Source organism: Secundilactobacillus paracollinoides DSM 15502 = JCM 11969, assembly GCF_001311135.1.
Classification (GTDB): Bacteria; Bacillota; Bacilli; order Lactobacillales; family Lactobacillaceae; genus Secundilactobacillus; species Secundilactobacillus paracollinoides.
Genome location: NZ_BBAG01000003.1, coordinates 26,129 through 50,183, shown reverse-complemented (window position 1 = coordinate 50,183; position 24,055 = coordinate 26,129). Strand labels below are relative to the sequence as shown.

Below are 24,055 nucleotides of genomic sequence, written 5' to 3'. Positions count from 1 at the left end.
AGTTTCCAGAATTAACAGTTTTAAAGTTGTTTGCGTTTAAAAGGCTGCTATTTTTTAACAGGATAGGGTCAAGATGTTGTTTAAGTATATTTTTAAAGACTGTGATACGCTAGTTCTATGTGAGTCAAGTGATTATTGGAAATGAGAGGTAAGAAAGAACACCATGGGTATTTTTCGAAAACTAGGGTGGTATTTTAAGCGGGAGCGTCGGACATACTTAATTGGCGTTTTAGGGTTACTGTTGACCGCTTTATTTGCGATTATTCCGCCACGATTGATCGGATGGTGGTCGACGCCATCAACGACCATCGGCTGACGGTGCGGCGATTACTCATCTATTTAGCTATTCTTGTAGTGGCAGCCATTGGCCAGTACGTGACCCGCTACATGTGGCGGACCGCTATCTGGGGTGCTGCGGCTGAACTTGAACGCTTGCTGCGGACGCGGCTATTTAAACATTACATGGTGATGGACCAAACATTTTATCAAAAATACCGTACGGGAGATCTGATGGCCCGTGCAACCAACGACTTGCAGGCAATTCAACGGGTTGCTGGTGGTGGGATTTTACAGTTTGCGGATTCCATCATTACTGGTGTCACAACGCTAATTGCAATGATGACACTGGTTAATTGGCGCTTGACCTTAATTGCGGTCCTGCCATTTCCGCTATTGGCAGTCATGGCATTTTATCTTGGCCAAAAGATGAACATTGCCTTTCGGGAGTCACAAGCTGCGTTTTCACGACTCAACAACAAAGCCCAGGAAAGTATTACGGGTATCAAGGTTATTAAAAGTTTAGGCCAAGAGCGAGAAGATATGGCTGACTTTAATCATCAGGTGGATGAAACCATCAACGTGAATCGGCGGGTGAACCGATTAGACGCCATGTTTGATCCATTGACAACACTGATCATTGCGCTGGCATACGTTGCAACCATTGTGATTGGCGGGTCACTTGTCGTTCACGGGACGATTACGATTGGAAATCTCGTGACGTTTATCACCTATCTGGCATGATGGTCTGGCCGATTTTTGCAGTTGGAATGCTGTTTAACACACTTGAACGTGGGAATGCCAGTTATGACCGTGTGATGCATTTATTGAACGAAGTCCCGGCAGTGAGCGACGGTGAAAGTGGGCGGCAAACTGCGCCTCAGGGCGATTTAACGTTTGATATTCAACAGTTTCAATATCCAGGTGATGACCATCCGAGTTTAACCGATGTAGCCTTTACGGTAAAAGAGGGGCAGACACTTGGAATCGTTGGCCGGGTCGGCTCTGGAAAGTCCACCATTATGCGGTTGATCTTGCGACAGTTTGAACACTACCAGGGCCGGATCATCATGGCCGGTGACGATGTTCGCGATTACCAGTTAGATGCGTACTTGCCAGCGATTGGGTACGTGCCGCAAGACAGTTTTATGTTTTCTGATTCAGTTCGAGAAAACATTGCCTTTGCGCGCCCTGACGCGTCGATGGCAGAAGTTGAAACCGCTGCTGAAAAGAGCGACCTGGCGCACCAGATCAGCCAGTTTCCGGACGGCTATGACACGCAGGTCGGTGAAGATGGGATTTCGCTTTCTGGTGGTCAGCGTCAGCGATTGGCGATTGCCCGCGCGTTGATGATCGATCCGGAACTCCTGATTTTAGATGATGCCCTGTCAGCTGTTGATGCCGAGACGGAAAGCCAAATTCTGGGCCAACTGCGCAGGAACGACAACATAAGACCACCATTATTGCGGCACACCGGTTGAGTTCGGTGATGCATGCTGATGAGATCATTGTGATGGATGGCGGCCGCGTTGTTGAACGTGGTGATCATGAGTCCTTGATGGCAAGCAACGGCTGGTACCGGCAAATGTTTGACCGGCAAGCCTTGCAGTTAAAGGTTAGGGGGGAAGAGTGATGAAGAAAACAAAACGCAAGTCGGCGTGGGCGACCTCACTGCCCATTAAGGAACAGTTTCGAATCGTCGGCAAACTGATCGGATTTGCGAAACCCTATTGGCGCCACTTTATCAGCGCCATTGTTCTGTCCGCGGCTGTCAGTGTCGTGAACATTTATTTACCCACGATTATCCGAATCTATATGGACACCTACCTTAAAGTTGGGAAGGCAAACTATCAGATCATGTGGTTCTTTGCGGGACTGTATTTATTTACGATGATCGTTAAAGCGGTCATGCAATTTGGTCAGGACTTTCTGTACAGCATGGGTGCTGAGTACATGCTAGAAAACGTGCGGCGACGGATCTTTGCAAAATTGCATCGCTTAGGCATGCGGTATTTTGACCAGGTGCCAAGCGGATCGATAGTCTCACGATTAACGAACGATACGATGTCGTTTTCCACGTTTTGGCAATTATTCAGCAGCCTGATCGTTGCCCTTTTTTCAGTCGTTTCGTGTGCGATAGCGATGTTTATGTTAAACAAAACGGTGGCCCTGTTGCTGCTGACCTTCATGCCGTTGCTGATGATCGTTATCTGGTACTACCAGCGGTATAGTTCGCGGGTATACCGGCGGATGCGAGAACGGTTAAGTGAGCTGAACTCCCGGTTGGCTGAAGCAATTACGGGTGTCAGTACGATTCAGCAATTTCGTCAGGGAAGACGGATGAGTGACGAATTCAGCCACACAAATAATGCCTATTTTGACACACGAAAGGCAATGATTAGCATCAATGCGCTGCTGTTGAGTCCCATCATTAACCTGTTCTATGCACTCGGCGTTGTGGTCGTGCTGGGATTATTTGGGGTGAAGGGTCTGAACGGTTACGTTCCGGCTGGGATGATCTACGCGTTTATTACTTACGTGGACAATTTTTATAACCCAATGACGTCCATGATGGACAATTTGAGTGACTTCCAAGACGGGGTAGTATCGGGGTCACGGGTCATCAGGCTTTTAAACGATCCAACTGCGGCACCAACCAGAATGTCCGCGCAAATCGGCAGATCACGGATGGCAAAATTGAATTTAAGCACGTGACGTTTGCCTATGACGGCGAGCATCCGGTTCTAAACGATGTCTCTTTCACGGCTGAACCGGGACAGACGGTGGCACTGGTTGGTGAAACGGGGAGCGGCAAAACATCGACAATCAACGTTTTAATGCGGTTTTATGAGTACCAGTCTGGCGAAGTGTTGATCGATGGCCATTCGATTCGCGAGTATGATATGAAAGAACTGCGGCAAAAGATGGGGTTAGTTCTCCAGGAACCGTTTTTGTTTTATGGCACGGTGGCTCGAACATTCGTATGTTTGACGAGACCTTATCCGACCAGCAAGTGCGGGCCGCCGCTCGGTTTGTCAATGCGGATAACTTTATTGAGGACTTGCCAAAGGGGTACGACTCGCGGGTTATTGAACGTGGGAGCGGGTATTCGAGCGGCCAGCGACAACTCATTTCGTTTGCCGGAACGGTGGTAACGGATCCCAAGATCTTAATCTTGGATGAAGCAACGGCCAACATTGACACCGAAACGGAGCAAACGATTCAGCGAAGCCTGAACCAGATGCGTGAAGGCCGAACAACGATCGCCATTGCGCACCGATTATCAACGATTCAAAACGCAGATCTGATTCTTGTATTATCTCGCGGCAGAATCGTGGAGCGTGGCACCAACGATGAGCTGATGCAGCAGCATGGTGTCTATTATGATATGATTCGGTTGCAGAATACGGCGCATTTGGATTAGAGAGCGCGGAGGAAAACGGGTGAGGGCGGAGCGTAAGGGACTCTGGCAGAAATGCCTGGGTTTGGCATTTTGCCAGAGTCCCTTACGCAGGAGCCTCAGTTTTCCGGAGCGCGTTTAGGCTATGCAGCATAGAAAGCCAGGGTCCCTTGTGCAGGATCCCTCATTTTTCCGAAAACCGGAAGGGCTATAAAACAGGGGAGCACTGAAACTGAAAAAAATAGACTTTAAAAATTGAAGTAGCAGACAAACTCATCGTTACTTGATCAGTTTCTAGACAAAAAGCTCAGCATATCTAAAAAAATATGCTGAGCTTTTTTATATCAGGGTGATAGTTTGCAACTTTAATGAGCTCTTTTACCGCTGAGTAGTACTTGCGACGTGGTTTTTCGGGTATATTGCCGAAACGTGTTCCGGTCTCAGCACGGGGCTAACGTTTAAGGGCCTCTGACCAAAAAGTCAGGCCCGGACTTTTCTGGTTTTTAGTAACTGAGTGGTGCGGGCCTCTGCGCTCTCTCTTTATTTTGCCGAAACGTGTTCCGCAAGGCACGGGGCGGCCATGTAACGGACTCTGGCAAAAAATCCAAACCCGGGATTTTCTGCCAGAGTCCGTTACATTCTGCCCCTAAACCGCCTTGCTCCACACTCTACTTCGTCACATCCACATACCGAAAATTCGGATCAATCTCCTTATCCAGGGCATCAAAGGCTGACTGCATCTGATGTTCCACCTTGGCTAAGCCTTCTTCGTTTAACTTCAGCTTTGGATCCACATAGAAGGGATCTCCGAAGGACACTGTTACTGGGTGGCGGCTGAATAGTTCCTTGAACGTCAAGGGGCCTTGGTACACGGTTGGCACGATCGGCACTTTAGCCATTTTTGCGATGACGGCCACGCCACCTTTCAATTCTTGAGAGTGGCGCGTACCAGAGGGAAACATGACCAAGGAGAGGTCCTTATCGCGAAGCGTCTTTACCGGCGTTTTAATGGCGGAAGGGCCTGGATGGTTCCGGTCAACTGGGAACGCATTGGCGTGGCGCAGGATAAAACTGAGAATTGGATTCTTGAACAGTTCAATTTTTGCCATAAAACTAAATTTTTTTGGACTGGCTGCCAGTGCGTAGTAAATTGGATCAAACCAGGTCCGATGGGGGCCAACCAGAATGTAGTTGCCCTCAGGTAAGCGGTCCTTGTTAATGAAACGGTTATGACCGTTGACCACAAAAAGGATGATTCTAACGAGAACACGTAAAAACGAGTAGAACATTGTGAAACCTCACTTACTTTAATGTTGTATAATGATATCCTATATTATAATGATAATAACGACAAACATCAATGAAATGGGTGATTATTTGGGGGACGTCAAACTTCTTGCTGGGGAACGTATTGATCAGCTCTACAGTCAAGATATACAAATTATTCAGAGCAGCCAAGTCTTTTCATTCTCGCTGGATGCTGTTTTGCTGGCGAACTTTGCGAAGGCGCCAACCTCTGCAAAGGGGCGGTTAGTAGACCTTTGTGCCGGTAACGCGCCGTTGGTCTGTTTATGGCGCCTCGTACTCGGGGAAAAATTGCGATGGTGGAATTGCAGGCGAGATTGGCCGATATGGCAGAACGCTCAGTTGTTTTAAACGACCTTTCAGAACAAGTCACAGTCTACCATCAAGATTTAGCAACGATCACGGATCAGATTCCAAAGGATAGCGTTGATGTGGTCACCTGCAATCCGCCGTATTTTTCCGACTTGCCGACGAGTAAAAAAAATCCGAACAACTATCTTGCAATTGCGCGTCACGAGATCACGACCACGCTGAATACGGTGCTTGCAACGACGAGTGACTTGTTAAAAATGAACGGCAAAGCCTATTTTGTTCACCGTCCCGACAGGTTAGTGGAATTATTGGCGCTAATGTCAGCCAACCGGTTAGCGGCCAAACGGCTCCAATTCGTTTACCCCAAGGCTGGTCGTGATGCGAACATTGTTTTAGTTGAGGCAATCAAGGATGGCAAGGCAACTGGGTTGAAAGTGTTGCCGCCGATCATGACGTACGGTGATGATGGTGCTTATTCGCCGGCGATTCACAAGATGTTATATGGGGAAGTGTCAGACGAATGAGTGATCACTACTTTTTCTACGTACTATTGTGCGCTGACCACACACTGTACGGTGGATTCACAAACGACGTTGCCCACCGGTTTCACCAGCATGAGATTGGAAAGGGCGCAAAGTATACGCGGGTCAAGAGTCGCCACCCACTGAAACTGATTTATTCACAAGCCTTTGACACAAAGTCAGCTGCTCTTAAGGCGGAGCACGCGTTTAAGCACCAGCCCCGGTCGCAAAAAATTGTCTTTTTGGCACAACACGGGGTGGTTGTTGAGTGAAAACGCTTACTTGTGAAGAAATTCATATAATTCACTAAAAACGATTATCAAAGGCTTTAAAACATGGTAAAATAATGACAGATTCTTTGAATGGAGGAAACAATTGTGAAAATTATTGCATATGGTATGCGTGACGATGAAATGCCTTACTTGAAACAATGGTCAAAAGACAACAACATCGAGGTTAAGGCCGTTAAAGAATTGTTGGACGAAAACACTGTTGATTTAGCTAACGGCTACGATGGTGCGGTTGTTTATCAACAAAAGCCTTACACCGCTGAAGTATTGGACAAGTTGGCTAGCTTCGGTATCAAGTCACTATCATTGCGTAACGTTGGTGTTGATAACATTGATGCAGACGCTATCAAGCGTAACGGTATCAAGGTTACTAACGTGCCAGCATACTCACCAAACGCCATTGCTGAATTGACAGCAACTCAATTGATGCGTTTGATTCGTCGGACCAACACGTTTGATCGTAAAATTGCTAATGGTGACCTTCGTTGGGCACCAGACATTGCCGACGAATTGGATCAAATGACCGTTGGTGTTATTGCTACTGGTCGTATCGGCCGTAAAGCAATCAACATTTACAAGGGCTTTGGTGCCAAGATCATCGCTTACGATATCTACCACAATCCGGAATTGGAAAAGGAAGGTATCTACGTTGACACCTTGGACGAATTATATGCTAAGGCTGACGTCATTTCCTTACACTCACCAGCAACTAAGGAAAACGAACATATGTTGAACGACGAAGCATTCAGCAAGATGAAGGATGGCGTTTACATCTTGAACCCTGCTCGTGGTGCCCTGATCGATACAGATGCATTGATTCGTGCCCTTGATTCTGGCAAGGTCGGCGCTGCTGCCTTGGATGTTTACGAAGACGAAGTTGGTATTTTCAACACTGACTTTGGTTCATTCGATGCTATTCCAGACGAACGCCTGAAGAACTTACTGAAGCGCGAAAACGTTTTGGTTACCCCACATATTGCTTTCTACACCAAGACTGCTGCTAAGAACATGACACAGTTCGCCTTGACAAGCAACGTTAACTTAATTACTAAGGGTACTGACGACAGCGAAGTTAAATTCTAATTTACTTTCAATGTTAAACGTACACTAACTAAAAAACGAGGTCCGATAATTGTCGGATCTCGTTTTTATAGTTAGTGATAAGTAGGGGGTACTCTGGATGCTACCCGTTCAGAATCACGACTAAAAATGAACGTGAAATACTTGTTACGCTGCAAAAAGCCCTTAATGCATCATCTCGATTAGAGACTGGGCATTAAGGGCTTTTTTGTCCGTGCTTAAAATGGTGGTGCTCACGTTATCTGATAAGACGCGACAGACATAGCTTCCAATAAGTCAGCTAATTCTTCTGTTGTTTCGACGGTCTGGTCGGGGATAAAGTTCGCGCCAGGTAACTCGGCGTGGCGGTGGTTAAACCAAAAGGCTTGCCAGCCGGCTTGCTTGGCCCCAATCATATCCGTATTGTAGTTATCACCAATATAGACAGCTTCGTTCGCCTGCAGGTCCAACATTCGGTTAAAGTAGGTAAAGATCCGCGCATCAGGTTTTTGTAACCCAACTTCGTCAGAGATCAGCATGTTGTCCCGGTCGATCCAGTGGTGCAGGTCTAACTGGAGTGCCTTTTTTGATTGTAGATCAGTCTCGCCGTTTGTAATCACGCCGAGCTGATAGTGTTCTTTCAATGATGATAGACAGCGCCGAATATCGGCAAATAAATCGATGTGGGTCAATTCTTGTCGGTAATGTTCCCGAAAAGTCTCACTGTGTTCGCCAGTGAATGGTGGCAGCCCTAGTTCTTCTAAGACTGGGTCAACTTGGCGGGCCATGGTCGACGTGTCAGTTGCCTGAATTGCTTGGTCAGTGGCGACTTTAAAAGCACGGTATAGGCGCTGAACCATCACCTCAGTTAGGTGGAGGTCCTTATGCGTTGCCTCAACGGCTTTTTTAAAGGGCTTTAACTGGTCATACAGGGTATCATCAAGATCAAAAACAACGGCTTTGATCATGGTTGGTTCCTCCTCACGCAGTTCTGCGAGATACATTGTAACATAACCGTAACACTTTACAAAACTTTTTTGAGAATTGCAATTTTTGAGCTTGCGGTAGCGCCTGAAAACAGGTATACTAATTGTCGGCTAATTGCCACAATTCACACCTCACGCAATACGCTGGGCGGTGCTCTTCGGAGTTCCCGGTGTAAATGAACGTGGGGGAGGAGTTAAACTAATTTAATGGAGGCTATATTTCATGGCTGTTATCACAATGAAACAATTGCTTGAAGCTGGGGTCCACTTTGGTCACCAGACGCGTCGTTGGAACCCAAAGATGAAGGAATACATCTTCACTGAACGTAACGGGATCTACATCATTGACTTACAAAAGACGGTTAAGTTGATCGATGCTGCTTACAACTTCGTTAAGGACGAATCATCTAAGGGTGCTGTCGTTCTGTTCGTTGGGACTAAGAAGCAAGCGCAAGACTCAATCGCTGAAGAAGCTACCCGTGCTGGTCAATACTACGTTAACCATCGTTGGTTAGGTGGGACTTTGACTAACTGGAACACCATCCAAACTCGGATCAAGCGTCTTAAAGATCTGAAGAAGATGGCTGAAGACGGGACCTTTGATCGTCTTCCTAAGAAGGAAGTTTCCTTACTGAGAAAGCAAACTGACAAGTTGGAACGTTTCTTAGGCGGTATCGAAGATATGCCTAAGTTGCCTGACGTGATGTTTGTTGTTGATCCTCGCAAGGAACAAATTGCCGTTAAGGAAGCTCAAAAGTTGAACATCCCAATCGTTGCCATGGTTGATACCAACACTGACCCTGACGATATCGATGTGATCATTCCTTCTAACGATGACGCTATTCGTGCCGTTCGTTTGATTACCAGCAAGATGGCTGACGCTATCATTGAAGGTCGTCAAGGCGAAGACGAAGCAGCTCAAGCAGGCGACACCGACATGCAAGATGTTGTTGATGCTGTTGAAGGCGACAACGCTTCAAGCGAAAACACCGCTGAATAATTTGTTACACTTACCATTAAGTTAAAAACAATATCAGTACTAGGCTGGCTGAAAAATGTGGACCCACGCGGCCTGATATTTTCTGTCAGCCTTTTATTGTGTTGAAATGATCCAGTATTTATAAGGAGGCCAATTAAATGGCAAGCATTACTGCAAAATTAGTTAAAGAACTTCGTGACAAGACCAGCGTTGGTATGATGGACGCTAAGAAGGCCTTGGTAGCGACTGATGGTGACATGGACAAGGCTGTCGACTTCCTGCGTGAAAAGGGGATTGCCAAGGCTGAAAAGAAGAGTGGTAACGTGGCTGCTAACGGTTTAGCTCACATTACCGTTGATGGCAACGTTGCTGCCATTACTGAAATTAACTCAGAAACTGACTTCGTGGCAACCAACGACCGTTTCAAGAACTTGGTTAACACGATCACTGATTTGATTGCTGCTAACAAGCCAGCTGACTTGGATGCCGCAATGGCATTGACCAACGACAAGGGTCAATCAATCAACGATTTGATCGTTGAACAGACCCAAGTTACTTCTGAAAAGACCACGTTACGTCGGTTCACTGTTTTGGAAAAGGCCGATGGCGATGTCTTTGGTGCCTACCTGCATAACGGCGGCCAAATCGCTGCCTTGGTTGAACTCGAAGGAGCTGACGAATCAGTTGCTAAGAACGTTGCAATGCACGTTGCAGCCGTTAACCCTGAATTCGTTTCACGCGACGAGATTCCTGCAGAACGTTTGGACCACGAACGCGAAGTTTTGAAGAAGGAAGCCTTGAACGAAGGTAAGCCTGAAAAGATCGTTGAAAAGATGGTCGAAGGTCGGTTACGTAAGTTCTTGTCAGAAATTAGTTTAGCTGACCAAGAATTCGTTATGGATTCTGACCAAACTGTTAGCCAATACGTTGCTTCAAAGGGTGGCAAGCTCAAGAAGTTTGTCCGTTACGAAGTTGGCGAAGGAATCGAAAAGAAGGTTGAAAACTTCGAAGACGAAGTGAACAGCCAAATTAACGGTTAATTTTAATCATGATTACGGGGGACTGGGGAATGTAGATTTCCCAGTCTCTTTTCGTGTGTAGAGAATGATTGCGTGGCTGAATTTGCAAAATGCTTAGGATGACAGTTTTGGAATAATGTTGACTCACTTGTGATTGAGTAATGTGATTAATTTTAAAATAGGATGTCACTAGAAATACAATGCCGCAATCCAGGGAGATACCACAAAGTAGTGCAGTGGAACTAGTCGGCATTGCAGGCTGTAGTGTCGGCTAGCGTTAGCGACCGTTCTTAGGTCGGTTACGCTAGCGGGAGACGTAGGAGATCCACTTTGCATGCAAAAGTTAGCTCCGGAGCGACCCCACTTCAGCCTGCAGGGCCGACTAGTGGAACGGAACGGCATTAGATAACTAAACAAATCTAATTGGGATCCGACTTAATTCGAAAAAGGTCAAGCTTTATTGTAGTTTAACCGGATTACCGGTATCGAATTATTGCTAATTATGATAAAATCAAACACAGACAAGCTAATAGGAGGACCATCATGACGGACTTAAAATATAAGCGAATTATCCTGAAACTTAGCGGTGAAGCCTTAGCAGGTGATCAAGGGTTTGGCATTCACCCACCGGTCATCAAAACGGTTGCCAAAGAAGTGAAGGATGTCTACGAACTCAGTCTTCAGATTGGGATCGTTGTCGGCGGCGGAAACATGTGGCGCGGCGAATCCGGTGCCCAAATGGGAATGGAACGTGCCCAGGCGGACTACATTGGGATGCTAGCGACCATCATGAACGCCCTGGCCTTACAGGATAATCTGGAGTCATTGGATGTTCCTACTCGTGTCCAGACGTCAATTGAGATGCGGGAGATTGCTGAACCTTACATTCGTCGTAAGGCAATTCGGCACCTTGAAAAGAATCGGGTCGTCATCTTTGCCGGTGGCACTGGAAGTCCATACTTCTCGACGGATACAACGGCTGCCTTGCGGGCTGCTGAAATCAATGCCGATGCTATTTTAATGGCGAAAAACGGTGTTGATGGCGTCTACTCAGCTGATCCGAACGTTGATGTCAACGCGGTGAAGTATGATCATCTGACCCAGATGGATATCATCAACAAGGGCCTGCACGTCATGGATTCAACTGCCAGCACGCTGTCAATGGACAACGATATTCCGCTGGAAGTCTTTAACTTAAACCAACCAGGTAACATAAAGAAGGTCGTTTTAGGTGAACAAATCGGAACGACTGTAAGGGGGAAATAGTTTTGGCACAACCAATTATTGATGAAGCAAAAGAAAAAATGCAAAAGGCTGAACAAGCGTTGAGTCGTGAATTCGGGACAATTCGTGCCGGTCGCGCTAACGCCAGTTTATTGAGCCGGGTCACTGTGCAGTATTATGGTGTCGATACACCAATCAACCAGGTGGCTTCGATTACGACGCCGGAACCACGGGTCATCATGGTCACGCCGTTTGATAAGTCGTCCTTACAAGATGTTGAAAAGGGCATCATGGAATCTGACTTGGGCATTACGCCTGCCAATGACGGAACTGCCATTCGGCTCGTTGTCCCACAACTCACTGAAGAACGCCGTCAAGAACTTGCAAAGCAGGTTCGTGCGGTGGCTGAAACGGGTAAGGTTGCGGTTCGTAACGTTCGGCGTGAAGCTATGGACGCCGTCAAGAAGGGTCACAAGAATGGCGATTTCACTGATGACGACCAGCATGACCTTGAAAAACAAGTTCAAAAGGTGACTGACGATGCCATTAAGGGCATTGATAAGTTGACCGATGAAAAAGAAACTGAAATCATTTCCGGCTAGTCTGGAAGTTAAAAAGGAAGGGATTATTAAATGGCACAAGACGATGAAACCGTTGAATTAACGCCTGGCACCCCCGAGTTTGAAAAAATGGTCTTTAAGCTGAACCAAGAAGTTAATGCTGAAAACCTGGCTATTTTGAACTACGACGGTAACGAATTACAACAGATCGAAGAGGGCGTTTATGCACAGCCCGCCTATGTTGCCGATGACTTTAATCTATTCTTTATCGTCACCCAATTGATTGAAGACGACTGGATCGTTGCCTTTTCTCAAGCAACCATTGAAAATGAGAGTGATATTACGGATCTAAGCGAACCCATTCCAACTGGGAAAGGGTTAAACATGTTGGGTAACCAATCTCCTGATGATGCAAACAAGTTACTGCAATACTTCAACACATTATCGGATGCCAACCGTGGTGAATGGCGATTACTTCAGTAAGCTTGTTTTAAATTCTGTTAAATATCATCGTTCAGACAGAGTTGGAATAGTCGCCAACTCTGTTTTTTGGTATGATAAGATTTTGGATAACGATTATGGAGGTGCCATTGTGTTTTCATGGTTAAAAAAAGATGCGGTGCCGAGTTCGCCTGACGAGCTGGTACTTGATCCCAATAATATTCCGGCACACATTGCCATCATTATGGATGGTAACGGTCGGTGGGCGCAAAAGCGACATTTACCGCGAGTTGCTGGGCATAAACAGGGCATGGACACGGTCAAGACCATCACCATTGCGGCGAGTGATCTCGGTGTTAAGGTCCTGACACTGTACGCCTTTTCGACAGAGAACTGGAAGCGGCCTGAAGATGAGGTCAACTATCTCATGAAGTTCCCAGTCGACTTTTTCGATACGTTTGTGCCGGATCTGATCAAGAACAATGTCCGGGTCAATGTGATGGGCTATCTCGATCAATTGCCGAAACAAACGCAAAAGGCGGTCTATGACGCCATGGCTGATACGAAGGACTGTACTGGAATGGTGCTGAACTTTGCGTTGAACTATGGCAGTCGCGCTGAAATCACCACGGCGATGACTGACATTGCTAAGGAAGTGGCGGCTGGACAGCTTAAGCCAGACGACATTACTGATGACATGATCAGTCAACATTTGATGACTGCCAGTTTAGGCGAGTATGCCGATCCTGACCTGATCATTCGGACATCAGGTGAAGAGCGGATATCGAACTTTTTGTTGTGGCAGATGGCGTACAGTGAATTTGTCTTTATGACGCCGCACTGGCCAGAATTCACACCAGAACTGCTGCAAGAGGCAGTCTACACGTACCAACATCGGAAACGCCGGTTTGGTGGGTTAAAAAATAAGTAATTTTGAAAAAGGGGTTAGTAGTTATGAGACAACGGGTGATCACAGCCGTGGTTGCGTTGATCATATTTATCCCAATCATTATTGCGGGCGGTATTTGGGTGGATATTGCCGCCGCAGTATTGGGATTGATCGCGCTATCTGAGCTGTTAGTAATGCGGAATAAGTTAATTGTGTCCTGGGAAGCGGTTCTGTCAGGATTAGCGATATTAGTTGTTATTCTGCCAGACTTTTGGCGGCAATTGATTTCAAAAAATATTGAAACGTCATTTATCGTCTATTTTCTGGTCGTATTAATGCTGATGTACACGGTCTTTTCACGCAACCGGTTTTCATTTGACGATGCAGCGGTTTTAACCCTGGGTGTGCTTTACATCGGTTATGGGTTTCACTTCTTTATTGAAGCTCGGGCGGTCAGCTTTACCATGCTGCTGTTTGCGTTGCTGATCGTTTGGATCACCGATTCCGGGGCATACATGATCGGGCGGAAATTGGGCCGTCATAAACTGGCACCTAATATCAGTCCGAACAAGACTTGGGAAGGGTCGATCGGCGGAACCGTTGTTGCGGTCATTATCGTTGGCATTTACTGTTACTTTTACCCAGTCGGCAACTTTAGCTTCCCAGTGACGCTGTTACTGATTCTGGTACTGTCGATCATCGGCCAAATTGGTGACCTTGTTGAATCTGCTTTGAAACGGTATTACGGTGTGAAAGATTCCGGAAAGATCCTACCTGGACATGGTGGGATCCTCGACCGGTTCGACAGTTTATTACTTGTCTTACCAGCACTACATCTGCTGGCGTTTATTTAAGAGTAGGCACCCAAAACTAACACGGAAGGATCGACGCTTGTGCTAACGACCATCATTACATTTATTATCGTCTTTGGGGTCATTGTGTTCATCCATGAGTTTGGTCATTTTTACTTTGCAAAACGGGCGGGCATTCTGGTGCGCGAATTTTCCATTGGGATGGGCCCGAAATTGTTTAACTACCGGACTGCCGAAACAACGTACACCATTCGACTTTTACCAGTCGGCGGGTACGTTCGGATGGCCGGTGGTGAGGATGACGAAGATGAATTAAAACCGGGGACGCCGGTTAGCCTATTTGTGGGCGACCAGGATAAGGTGACCCGGATCAATACTAGTAAGAAGACGACCCTGTTCAATGGGATCCCAATGCAGGTCACTGCAACGGATCTAGAGCACGACCTCTGGATCGAAGGGTACGAAAATGGCGACGAGTCTGAAACAAAACGGTACGCGGTGGCGCACGATGCCACGATCATTGAATCGGACGGGACCGAAGTCCGCATTGCGCCAACGGATGTGCAATTTCAGTCTGACAGCTTGGTCACCGGTTGATGACCAACTTTGCGGGCCCAATGAACAACTTTATTCTGGCCATCATTGTCTACACCATTTTGACCTTTGTTGTGGGTGGCGTGACCAGTAATAATAACCGAATCGATCCGACGTCATCGGGGGTTACGATCGCCCGTGATGCTGGCATCAAAAACGGCGATTACATCACAGCAGTTAACGGGACCAAGGTTAAAACTTGGGACGGCCTGGCAACACAGATTCAAAAGCGGGCCAATAAGAAGACCACGCTGACCATCAAACGCGACGATGCCACTAAACAAGTGACGTTAACGCCAAAGGCCGAAACGGTGCAAAAGAAGACCGTGGGCCAGATCGGCATTACGCAGTATCATAACCATGCAATCGGCGCAATGCTGCTCTCCGGATTTACCCAGACTTGGGATATGACCAAGCGGTTGATCGGGGCAATCTGGTCAATGGTTTCGGGTCACTTCAGTCTAAACGATTTGGGTGGGCCGGTTGCCATCTTTGCGACGACGTCAACAGCAGCGTCTGAGGGTATTGCAGGGGTGTTAAACTTCCTAGCCTTCCTGTCGCTTAACCTTGGAATTGTGAATTTACTGCCAATTCCAGCGCTGGATGGTGGTAAAATACTATTGAATGTCATCGAAGGAATTCGGCGTAAACCATTGCCAGAAAGTGTTGAAACAGGCATTACACTGGTGGGGGTCGTCTTTCTCGTGATTTTAATGGTGCTTGTCACCTGGAACGATATTGAACGTTACTTTATTAGGTAAATAACTAAATTAAAGGGGTTTTCTCTGATATGAAACAGTCAAAAATGCTTATTCCGACCTTGAAAGAGGTGCCTAGCGATGCTGAGGCCTTAAGCCATCAAATGATGCTTCGGGCTGGCTACGTCCGTCAGGTAACGGCCGGTATGTATGCGTATCTGCCACTGGCCTTTCGGGTCTTGACCAACATTGAAACAATCATTCGTGAAGAAATGGAAAAAATTGATGCGGTTGAAATGGTGGTGCCATCAGTCTTGCCAGCGTCCCTCTGGAAGGAATCTGGTCGTTACGACACATACGGACCAACCCTGTTCAAATTCAAGAACCGTCACGACACCGACTTTATTTTGGGACCAACCCACGAAGAAACGTTTACGACGTTGATCCGGGATAACATTAAATCCTACAAGAAGTTGCCCTTGGTCCTTTACCAAATTCAGGCCAAGTACCGTGATGAAGAACGTCCTCGCTATGGCTTGCTACGTGGTCGTGAATTCATTATGAAGGATGCGTACTCGTTCTCAACAAACTACGATGATCTGGATACCGTTTACCGGCAAATGGAGACGGCTTACCGTAACGTGTTTGACCGGATCGGTCTGAACTATCGGACCATCATCGGGGACGCCGGTGCCATGGGTGGTAAGGATTCTAAGGAATTCTCTGCCATTGCCCCAATTGGTGAGGACACCATCGTTTACTCAGACTCATCTGATTATGCTGCCAACCTTGAAATGGCAACCAGCTTGTACATTCCTAAGAAATCTCACGCCGCTCAACAAGACTTGGAAAAGATTGATACGGGTGACGCGAAGACCATCGATCAAGTTGCTGAACAACTTGATATTGAGGCCTCACAACTCATCAAGAGTCTGTTATACATTGCTGACGAAAAGCCTGTTTTAGCGTTGATTCGTGGCGACCATGAGTTGAATGAGACCAAGTTGAAGAACTATCTGTCAGCTGATTTCTTGGCACCGGCAACAAACGAAGATGCCCAAAAGTATCTCGGCGCTTCCTTTGGCAACGTTGGTCCGGTTGGCGTGAGTGATGATGTGACCATTTTGGCTGACCAGTACGTTCAGGACATGGTCAACGCTGTCGTCGGCGCAAATGAGACTGGTTTCCACTTTAAGAATGCCAACCTCGAACGTGATTTCCGGGTCGACAAGTTCGTTGATCTGCGAACAGTTCAAGAGGGCGATGTGTCACCAGATGGTTCCGGCGTGCTGAAGTTCACTCGTGGAATTGAAATTGGGCACATCTTTAAGTTAGGCACCCGTTATTCTGAATCACTGGGCGCTAATGTGCTTGATGAAAATGGCCGCAACGTGCCGGTGATCATGGGGTCATATGGGATCGGTGTCAGCCGGTTGTTATCTGCAATCGCAGAACAAACGGCTGATGAAAATGGGCTGGTATGGCCACGTGCCATCTCACCTTACGATTTGCACATCATCCCAGTAAATGCAAAGAATGACGAACAAATGACAGTCGCTACTGACTTGGAAGAACGGCTTCAAAAGGCCGGTTACCGTGTTCTGTTAGATGACCGTAAGGAACGTGCCGGTGTTAAATTTGCTGATTCTGATTTGATGGGCTTACCCGTTCGAATCACGGTTGGTAAAAAAGCCGCTGATGGCATCGTTGAAATTAAGATCCGGAAGACTGGCGAAACGATTGAAGTGAAGACTGAAGAAGTTGAAAACTCAGTTGGCATCCTGTTGAAGGAAACAGACAATACTGAAGCAGAATAGTGTGTCAATTAAATCGTGCTTCATGTTAAGCGACAGTCAAATTGCGTTACCAACCTCAAAAATGTGTTAAACTAATAATCGTTTATGACGGTAAAAAATAGCCCGAAAACAAAACACCGTGTTTTGTCTCCGGGCTTTCTTTACCACTAATTGGCAAGTGAGAAGGAGGAATTAATATGGCGTTGGATCATCAGCAGTTGTTTGCAAAGTTACTGCAACAGCTGCAGTTAAGTGATGAAGCGGATCAGCCATATTTTGCGGGGGCTCAACTCGAAAAATTAACGATTCACGAAAAATCAAAACGGTGGCACTTTGACTTCAAGCTGCCCCAAATTTTACCCTTTGAAACATTCTTGACGTTTCAATCTCAATTAAATACCGCGTTTAAGCAAATCGCGCGGGTAGATTTTAGTATTCAAACAGACCAGCAAGACCTCAATGATCGCTTGCTCGGCGATTACTGGGAATGGGTCGTTCAGCATAGTGACCTGCATTCCCCACTGGTTCAGGAGCTGTGTCACAAACAAGTGCCGACGATGGATGATGGTCGGGCTATTTTTATGTCCGAAAATGAAGTCGTCAAAAACTTCCTCGTGAATCAGGCGCTGGGGCCAATCGAAACGCAGTACCAGCAATACGGTTTTCCACAGTTTTCCATCCACACGATGGTGGACGAAACTGCTTCTCAACAAAAGATTCAAGAATTTAAGCAGCAACGCGCTCAGTCGGATGCTGAACTGGCTCAAAAAGCGGTTGCTGCGATTAAAAAAGCGAATGAAAAACGTGAAAAGAACGCCAGTGAGAATATCGCTGAGGGGCCAACGGTTATTGGCCGAAAGATCAAGCCTGATGAAGACCCAACCAAACTGATCGATATTCAAGAAGAAGAAAAGTCGGTTATTGTGCAAGGGTACGTGTTCAATAAGGAAGTGCGTGACCTGCGCTCTGGCCGAAAATTGATGATTCTAGAAATCACCGACTACACGTCATCGATCGCCATCAAGAAATTTTCGCGAGACGAGAGTGACGAGGCTCAGTTTAACGGCTTAAATGAAGGCGATTGGATCAAGGTTCGCGGGGGTGTTCAAGAAGACAACTTCATGCGCGACCTGGTTATGAACGCCTATGATATCAACCAAGTGAAGGTGCCAAGTCGCCAAGACACGGCGCCGGAGGGTGAAAAACGGGTCGAATTGCACCTCCATACGGCGATGAGCACGATGGATGCAACCAATTCCATTACCGACTATGTGAACCAGGCAAAAAAATGGGGTCAAAAAGCAATCGCCATTACTGACCACTCTGGCGTCCAGGGCTTTCCAGAAGCCTATCATGCTAGTGAATCAGCCGGCGTCAAAATGATTTACGGTGTTGAAGCTAACCTTGTGGATGATGGCGTGCCGATTGGGTACAATAGCGACCACCGCGAGTTGAAGGGTGCGACCTACGTTGTCTTTGACGTGGAAACCACTGGGCTGTCAGCCATTTATGACAAGGTCATTGAACTCTCTGCCGTGAAGATGCAGGGAAAGGAAGTCATTGACCAGTTTGAGGAATTCATTGATCCTGGGTTCCATCTGTCTGATTTCACCACTGATCTAACGAGTATTACCGATGACATGGTGCACGGGTCGAAGTCTGAAAAAGAAGTCTTCGAACTATTCCGTGAGTTTTATGGCGACGCAATTATCGTTGGCCATAACGTCACTTTCGATATCGGGTTTATGAACGCTGGCTATGCACGGTACGATATGCCGCCAGTCACGAATCCCATTATCGATACCTTGACGTTGGCGCGGTTCTTATACCCGAATTTGAAGGGGTACCGGTTAAACACGCTGGCTAAAAAGTTCCATGTTGTTTTGGAACACCATCACCGGGCTGTTGATGATGCGGAATCAACTGGTCACTTGAATTATCTTTTCTTGACTGATGCTGAAGACCGCTACGGGATCCAGTATCACGACCAGTTGAATGAACACATGAGTGAAAACGACGCCTATAAACATGCACGGCCGTCACACGCCATTGTGCTGGCCCAAACACAGGCCGGCTTAAAGAACATGTTCCGGTTGGTCTCCATGTCTAACGTTGAGTACTTTTATCGGGTCCCGCGGATTCCCCGCAGCCAACTTGAAAAGTACCGCGAAGGCCTGCTGATCGGCTCAGCTTGTGATTCTGGTGAAGTGTTTACCGCCATGATGCAAAAGGGGTACGCCGAAGCAAAGGAAAAAGCCAAGTTCTATGATTACCTGGAAGTGCAGCCTAAAGCGGCATATCAACCACTGATCGACAGCGGCCTGATTCAAAATCGGACCAACCTAGAAGAAATCCTGGGGAACATGGTCAAACTTGGTGATGAACTTGGTAAACCCGTTGTTGTCACCGGTGATGTGCACTACTTAAATCCAGAAGATGGCATTTATCGGCACATTTTGATCAATTCTCAGGGTGGTGCCAACCCACTAAACAGGCAGAAGTTGCCGGATGTGCATTTCCGGACAACCAACGAAATGCTGGAAGACTATAAGTTCCTGGGCGAGGAAAAAGCCAAGGAAGTTGTCATTACGAATTCCAATAAGATTGCCGATGAGATTCAGGACGTCCACCCGTTGAAAGATAAACTGTACACGCCGCGGATGGAAGGCGCTGAAGACGAGATTCAGAAACGGACGATGAATACAGCTCACGAATGGTACAGTAAGGACTTGCCAGAACTGGTTCAACACCGTCTTGACCGTGAGTTGAAGAGTATCATTGGTAACGGGTTCTCCGTTATTTATCTGATTGCGCAACGACTGGTGGCCAAGAGTAACAAGGATGGGTACCTGGTTGGGTCTCGTGGGTCTGTCGGGTCTAGTTTAGTGGCGACCCTGACCGGAATCACTGAAATCAATCCGTTGCCGCCACACTACCGCTGTCCTAACTGTCAGCATTCTGAGTTCTTTACGAAGGGTGAGTACAGTTCCGGATTTGATTTGCCTGAAAAGAATTGTCCTGAATGTGGGACGCTCATGATCGGCGACGGTCATGATATTCCTTTCGAAACGTTCTTGGGATTTACCGGGAACAAGGTCCCTGATATTGATTTGAATTTCTCGGGGGACTACCAGCCAATTGCCCATAACTACACTAAAGTGTTGTTCGGGGAAAAGAACGTGTACCGGGCCGGCACAATTGGGACCGTTGCCGATAAAACGGCTTACGGTTATGTGAAGGCTTATGAACGGGATACGGAACAGCATTTGCGCGGTGCTGAAATTGACCGATTGGCTAAGGGCGCGACCGGTGTAAAGCGGACCACGGGGCAACATCCCGCTGGGATCATTGTTGTGCCAGATTACATGGACATTTACGACTTTACGCCGATCCAGTATCCAGCCGATGATCAGGACGCGGCTTGGCAAACGACCCATTTTGATTTCCATTCGATCCATGACAACATTTTAAAAATTGATATTCTGGGACATGATGATCCGACGATGGTGCGGATGCTGCAAGATCTAAGCGGCGTTGATCCGTACACGATCCCAATGGATGATCCAGGTGTCATGTCACTGTTCTCAGGGACAGAAGCACTTGGTGTCACGCCGGAGCAGATTCAGTCTAAGACCGGGACGTTTGGTGTGCCTGAATTCGGGACCCGTTTCGTTCGGGGGATGCTTGAAGCCACCCACCCGCAAAACTTCTCAGATCTCCTCCAGATTTCCGGCCTGTCACATGGGACGGATGTGTGGTTAGGAAATGCAGAAGAATTGATCAAAAATGGGACGGCGACCATCGCCAATGTGATCGGTTGTCGTGATAACATCATGACCGACTTGATTCACTGGGGCATGGATTCTGAAATTGCGTTCCAGATCATGGAGCACGTTCGGAAGGGCCGCGGGATTCCCGACGAGTGGCAGGATAAAATGAGGGAAGCAAACGTGCCGGACTGGTACATTGATTCTTGTTTAAAGATCAAGTACATGTTCCCGCGGGCCCATGCGGCAGCCTACGATTTGATGGCGCTGCGGGTCGCTTACTTTAAGGTTTACTTCCCACTGGTCTACTATTCTGCATATTTCTCAGTTCGAGCCGAAGATTTCGACGTCGTGGCCATGTCACGGGGCAAGGAATCCGTTAAGGCACGGATGAAGGAAATTAATGATCAGGGAATGGACGCCAGCACAAAGGAAAAGAATTTGCTGACTGTTTTGGAACTGGCCAACGAAATGCTGGAGCGCGGCTTCAAGTTCAAGATGATCGATATTGAAAAGTCAGAAGCCAACCAGTGGCTGATCGACGGCGACACGTTGATAGCACCGTTCAACGCGGCACCAGGATTAGGGTTGAACGTGGCGAAACAGATCGTTGCGGCCCGTGAAGATAAGCCATTCTTGTCAAAGGAAGACTTAGCAAAACGGGGCAAGGTGTCAAAGACCTTGATCGACTTTATGACTGAAAATGGCGTTCTTGAAGGACTGCCGGATGAGAATCAGTTGAGTTTGTTTGATATGATGTAGAGTGTGGAGCAAGGCGGTTTAGGGGCGGTGTGTAACGGACTCTGACCAAAAAGTCCGGGCCTGACTTTTTGGTCAGAGTCCGTTACACGTTAGCCCCGTGCCTTGCGGAACACGTTTCGGCAATGTGGCAGAAAAGCGCGTCGACTACAAGACATTGCAGCCGAAATGCCCGAACTGGCATTTCTGTCAGAGTCCGTTACACGTTAGCCCTGTGCCGAGACCGGAACACGTTTCGGCAATGTGACAGAAAAGCGCGTCGCCAACAAACCGATGAGGCAAAAAAGTCCGGTCCTGACTTTTTTGACCAGAGTTGCTTACACAGGAGCCCTCTCACTTTGCGGAACACGGTTTCGGCAATGTGAGAGGAAAGCGCGTCGCCAACAAAGCGATGTGGCATAAAACCTGATCTTGACATTTTTGTCAGAGTCAGTTACATGGGTTCACTCGTGGAACTGGCTTCTACGCGCAAACAAAAAAGCTGCGCAAACAAAAAAGCTGAAGAACTGATTTGCCTTACAAACAAACTACCCTAGAAAAAAGGGCTCTCTACCACAGAGAGCCCTTTTTGCTCCAATCCCACCAAAAAATATTAAAAATTCACTAACAATCAAAAAAATCACACTATATTTCCCAAATTCCCAACGCGTAAACCCAACACACAACGTCCGACTACAAATTCATAAATCGCGAGTTATCGCCGAGATAACAGCAAACAATTGCGTTTTTATACAGTTTGTGCTAGACTATTTATTGTAGATATTTCGGAAAGGAGTGAGCAGCAATGCTCACTCTTTTTAATGGAAAAATGGACACGGAGGTAAAAGATTGGATAATAACGTCGTAGACATTGTCACTAACCTGGCAACGCAATCGTTGATGCGCACAAGTTTGAACTGGTTGACGTTGAATTTGTACAGGAAGCAAAGAGTTGGTATCTTCGGCTCTATATCGACAAGACTGGTGGTATCACCATTAACGAGTGTGCCCTGGTTAGCGATGAGGTGGGCGAAAAACTGGATGAACTCGATCCGGATCCAATCCCGCAAGCATACTTTTTAGAAGTATCTTCACCGGGTGCAGAACGGCCCCTGAAGAAGGAACAAGATTATGAACGGGCACTGAACCATTACATCCACGTGTCCCTGTACCAAAAGCTTGACGGTGAGAAGGCCTATGAAGGTACCATGACGGACCTGACACCTGATGAGCTCACGCTAAAGGTGAATTTGAAAGGGCGCATAAAAGACCTGACGATTCCGCGTGACAAAATTGCGAAAGCCAGACTGGCAATTAAGTTCTAAGTTTTTAAAGGAGACTACTAATAATGAGTAAAGAATTATTAGGTGCCCTAGATACGTTAGAGACAGAAAAGGGTATCAAAAAAGAAATCGTGATCGACGCGTTAGAAGCTGCCTTGACCTCGGCTTACAAGCGAAACTACGGCCAAGCACAAAACGTTGACGTTGAATTTGACCAAAAAAAGGGTGACGTTCACGTTTACGCGGTCAAGAAGTCGTTGATCAAGTGTACGATTCACGGTTGGAAGTGAGCTTGGATGACGCGATGACCATCAGCCGCGGTTATGAAATGGGTGATGACATTAAGTTTGAAGTGACCCCCAAGAACTTTGGCCGGATCGCTGCTCAAACGGCTAAACAGGTCATTATGCAACGGGTTCGGGAAGCTGAACGGTCATTGATCTTTGACCAGTACAGTCAGTACGAAAACGAAGTCATCACTGGTGAAGTTGAACGTCAAGACAGCCGTTTTGTCTACGTCAACTTGGGTAACGTTGAGGCGGTTATGGGGCGTCAAGACAGATGCCAAACGAAGCCTACGCGATGCACGACCACATTAAAGTGTTTGTGACGCGTGTTGAGAACGCCGCTAAGGACCCACAGGTCTTCGTTAGTCGAACTGCGCCAGGGTTACTGACGCGTCTGTTTGAACAAGAAATTCCGGAAATCTACGATGGCACTGTTGAAATTATGTCAATTGCACGAGAAGCCGGCGACCGGGCTAAGGTTGCCGTTCGGTCTAACAACCCCGACGTCGACCCGGTTGGAACCAGCGTTGGTCCTCGTGGGCAACGGGTTCAAGCCATCGTGTCTGAACTCGGCGGTGAAAACATGGATATCGTTGAATGGACGGATGACGAAGCAGCCTTTATCGCCAACGCGTTGAACCCTGCAGAAGTCATTGATGTCATTTTTGACGAAAACAATGAACGGGCCTGCACTGTGATCGTGCCTGATTATCAGTTGTCATTAGCCATTGGTAAGCGCGGGCAAAACGCCCGGTTAGCTGCCAAGCTGACTGGTTTCAAGATCGATATTAAGTCTGAATCAGAAGCTGAAGAATTCAT

13 protein-coding genes and 6 pseudogenes are annotated in these 24,055 nt (G+C 47.1%); 17 read left to right on the top strand and 2 right to left on the bottom strand.

What is annotated here, in order from left to right; genetic code table 11:
• Positions 1–163 precede the first annotated feature (163 nt).
• Together JCM11969_RS02255 and JCM11969_RS02250 are read left to right on the top strand one after the other, a co-directional pair.
• Positions 164–1,909 (top strand): annotated as a pseudogene (locus JCM11969_RS02255) (ABC transporter ATP-binding protein).
• Positions 1,909–3,700 (top strand): annotated as a pseudogene (locus JCM11969_RS02250) (ABC transporter ATP-binding protein). Before JCM11969_RS02255 ends, JCM11969_RS02250 begins: the two co-directional pseudogenes overlap by 1 nt.
• Positions 3,701–4,344: 644 nt before the next feature.
• On the opposite strand, the gene JCM11969_RS02245 reads toward JCM11969_RS02250, so the two are convergent.
• Complete coding sequence (locus JCM11969_RS02245; protein WP_054707721.1) at positions 4,345–4,965, bottom strand: lysophospholipid acyltransferase family protein; 621 nt, start codon at positions 4,963–4,965, stop codon at positions 4,345–4,347.
• A 76-nt stretch (positions 4,966–5,041) separates the two neighbouring features.
• On the opposite strand from JCM11969_RS02245, the pseudogene JCM11969_RS02240 reads away from it, so the two are divergent.
• The 3 genes and pseudogenes from JCM11969_RS02240 to JCM11969_RS02230 all read left to right on the top strand — a co-directional run bounded on the left by JCM11969_RS02240 (position 5,042) and on the right by JCM11969_RS02230 (position 7,187).
• Positions 5,042–5,817, top strand: a pseudogene (locus JCM11969_RS02240) (tRNA1(Val) (adenine(37)-N6)-methyltransferase).
• The gene (locus tag JCM11969_RS02235; protein ID WP_054707718.1) at positions 5,814–6,086 is read left to right on the top strand and encodes a GIY-YIG nuclease family protein; all 273 of its coding nucleotides are present in this window, start codon (positions 5,814–5,816) and stop codon (positions 6,084–6,086) included. The pseudogene JCM11969_RS02240 and the gene JCM11969_RS02235 overlap by 4 nt, the downstream one beginning before the upstream one ends.
• A 105-nt stretch (positions 6,087–6,191) precedes the next feature.
• Positions 6,192–7,187 carry a D-2-hydroxyacid dehydrogenase gene (locus JCM11969_RS02230; protein ID WP_054707712.1) on the top strand — a complete coding sequence of 332 codons (996 nt, stop codon included), beginning with the start codon at positions 6,192–6,194 and terminating at the stop codon, positions 7,185–7,187.
• A gap of 230 nt (positions 7,188–7,417) precedes the next feature.
• Here JCM11969_RS02230 and JCM11969_RS02225 read toward each other — a convergent pair whose 3' ends face one another.
• Positions 7,418–8,131 carry an HAD family hydrolase gene (locus JCM11969_RS02225; RefSeq protein ID WP_054707710.1) on the bottom strand — a complete coding sequence of 238 codons (714 nt, stop codon included), beginning with the start codon at positions 8,129–8,131 and terminating at the stop codon, positions 7,418–7,420.
• Between the two features lie 241 nt (positions 8,132–8,372).
• Here JCM11969_RS02225 and rpsB point away from each other — a divergent pair, with 241 nt between their 5' ends.
• The 12 genes and pseudogenes from rpsB to nusA form a co-directional block, all read left to right on the top strand.
• A complete protein-coding gene (rpsB, locus tag JCM11969_RS02220) occupies positions 8,373–9,149 on the top strand; it encodes a 30S ribosomal protein S2 (RefSeq protein ID WP_054707708.1) in 777 nt (258 codons plus the stop codon).
• A 137-nt stretch (positions 9,150–9,286) separates the two neighbouring features.
• Complete coding sequence (gene tsf / locus JCM11969_RS02215; protein ID WP_054707706.1) at positions 9,287–10,168, top strand: translation elongation factor Ts; 882 nt, start codon at positions 9,287–9,289, stop codon at positions 10,166–10,168.
• 522 nt (positions 10,169–10,690) lie between these two features.
• Complete coding sequence (gene pyrH / locus JCM11969_RS02210) at positions 10,691–11,413, top strand: UMP kinase (RefSeq protein WP_054707704.1); 723 nt, start codon at positions 10,691–10,693, stop codon at positions 11,411–11,413.
• 38 nt (positions 11,414–11,451) lie between these two features.
• Entirely contained in the window at positions 11,452–11,973 is a 522-nt protein-coding gene (gene frr, locus JCM11969_RS02205; RefSeq protein WP_054707890.1) for a ribosome recycling factor, read from the top strand.
• A 30-nt stretch (positions 11,974–12,003) separates the two neighbouring features.
• Positions 12,004–12,414: a hypothetical protein gene (locus tag JCM11969_RS02200; protein ID WP_054707701.1), complete on the top strand. Its 411-nt coding sequence runs from the start codon at positions 12,004–12,006 to the stop codon at positions 12,412–12,414.
• Between the two features lie 109 nt (positions 12,415–12,523).
• On the top strand, positions 12,524–13,303 hold the full coding sequence (gene uppS / locus JCM11969_RS02195) for an undecaprenyl pyrophosphate synthase (RefSeq protein ID WP_054707698.1): 780 nt from the start codon (positions 12,524–12,526) through the stop codon (positions 13,301–13,303).
• Positions 13,304–13,326: 23 nt separating this feature from the next.
• Positions 13,327–14,115, top strand: a complete 789-nt coding sequence (locus tag JCM11969_RS02190) for a phosphatidate cytidylyltransferase (protein WP_054707695.1) — start codon at positions 13,327–13,329, stop codon at positions 14,113–14,115.
• A gap of 39 nt (positions 14,116–14,154) precedes the next feature.
• Positions 14,155–15,428 (top strand): annotated as a pseudogene (gene rseP / locus JCM11969_RS02185) (RIP metalloprotease RseP).
• Positions 15,429–15,457: 29 nt separating this feature from the next.
• On the top strand, positions 15,458–17,182 hold the full coding sequence (locus JCM11969_RS02180; protein ID WP_054707692.1) for a proline--tRNA ligase: 1,725 nt from the start codon (positions 15,458–15,460) through the stop codon (positions 17,180–17,182).
• 176 nt (positions 17,183–17,358) lie between these two features.
• Positions 17,359–21,690 (top strand): PolC-type DNA polymerase III, encoded by a 4,332-nt coding sequence (locus tag JCM11969_RS02175; RefSeq protein WP_054707690.1) that lies wholly within the window; start codon positions 17,359–17,361, stop codon positions 21,688–21,690.
• A gap of 825 nt (positions 21,691–22,515) precedes the next feature.
• A pseudogene (rimP, locus tag JCM11969_RS02170) lies at positions 22,516–22,991 on the top strand (ribosome maturation factor RimP).
• Between the two features lie 23 nt (positions 22,992–23,014).
• Positions 23,015–24,047: pseudogene (gene nusA, locus JCM11969_RS02165) on the top strand (transcription termination factor NusA); the annotation flags it as partial.
• Positions 24,048–24,055: the final 8 nt, after the last annotated feature.

Coding starts and splice junctions, on each gene's coding strand:
- JCM11969_RS02245 (WP_054707721.1), bottom strand. CDS start 4,965: ATGTTCTACTCGTTTTTACGTGTTCTCGTTAGAATCATCCTTTTTGTG.
- JCM11969_RS02235 (WP_054707718.1), top strand. CDS start 5,814: ATGAGTGATCACTACTTTTTCTACGTACTATTGTGCGCTGACCACACA.
- JCM11969_RS02225 (WP_054707710.1), bottom strand. CDS start 8,131: ATGATCAAAGCCGTTGTTTTTGATCTTGATGATACCCTGTATGACCAG.
- rpsB (WP_054707708.1), top strand. CDS start 8,373: ATGGCTGTTATCACAATGAAACAATTGCTTGAAGCTGGGGTCCACTTT.
- tsf (WP_054707706.1), top strand. CDS start 9,287: ATGGCAAGCATTACTGCAAAATTAGTTAAAGAACTTCGTGACAAGACC.
- pyrH (WP_054707704.1), top strand. CDS start 10,691: ATGACGGACTTAAAATATAAGCGAATTATCCTGAAACTTAGCGGTGAA.
- frr (WP_054707890.1), top strand. CDS start 11,452: ATGCAAAAGGCTGAACAAGCGTTGAGTCGTGAATTCGGGACAATTCGT.
- JCM11969_RS02200 (WP_054707701.1), top strand. CDS start 12,004: ATGGCACAAGACGATGAAACCGTTGAATTAACGCCTGGCACCCCCGAG.
- JCM11969_RS02190 (WP_054707695.1), top strand. CDS start 13,327: ATGAGACAACGGGTGATCACAGCCGTGGTTGCGTTGATCATATTTATC.
- JCM11969_RS02180 (WP_054707692.1), top strand. CDS start 15,458: ATGAAACAGTCAAAAATGCTTATTCCGACCTTGAAAGAGGTGCCTAGC.
- JCM11969_RS02175 (WP_054707690.1), top strand. CDS start 17,359: ATGGCGTTGGATCATCAGCAGTTGTTTGCAAAGTTACTGCAACAGCTG.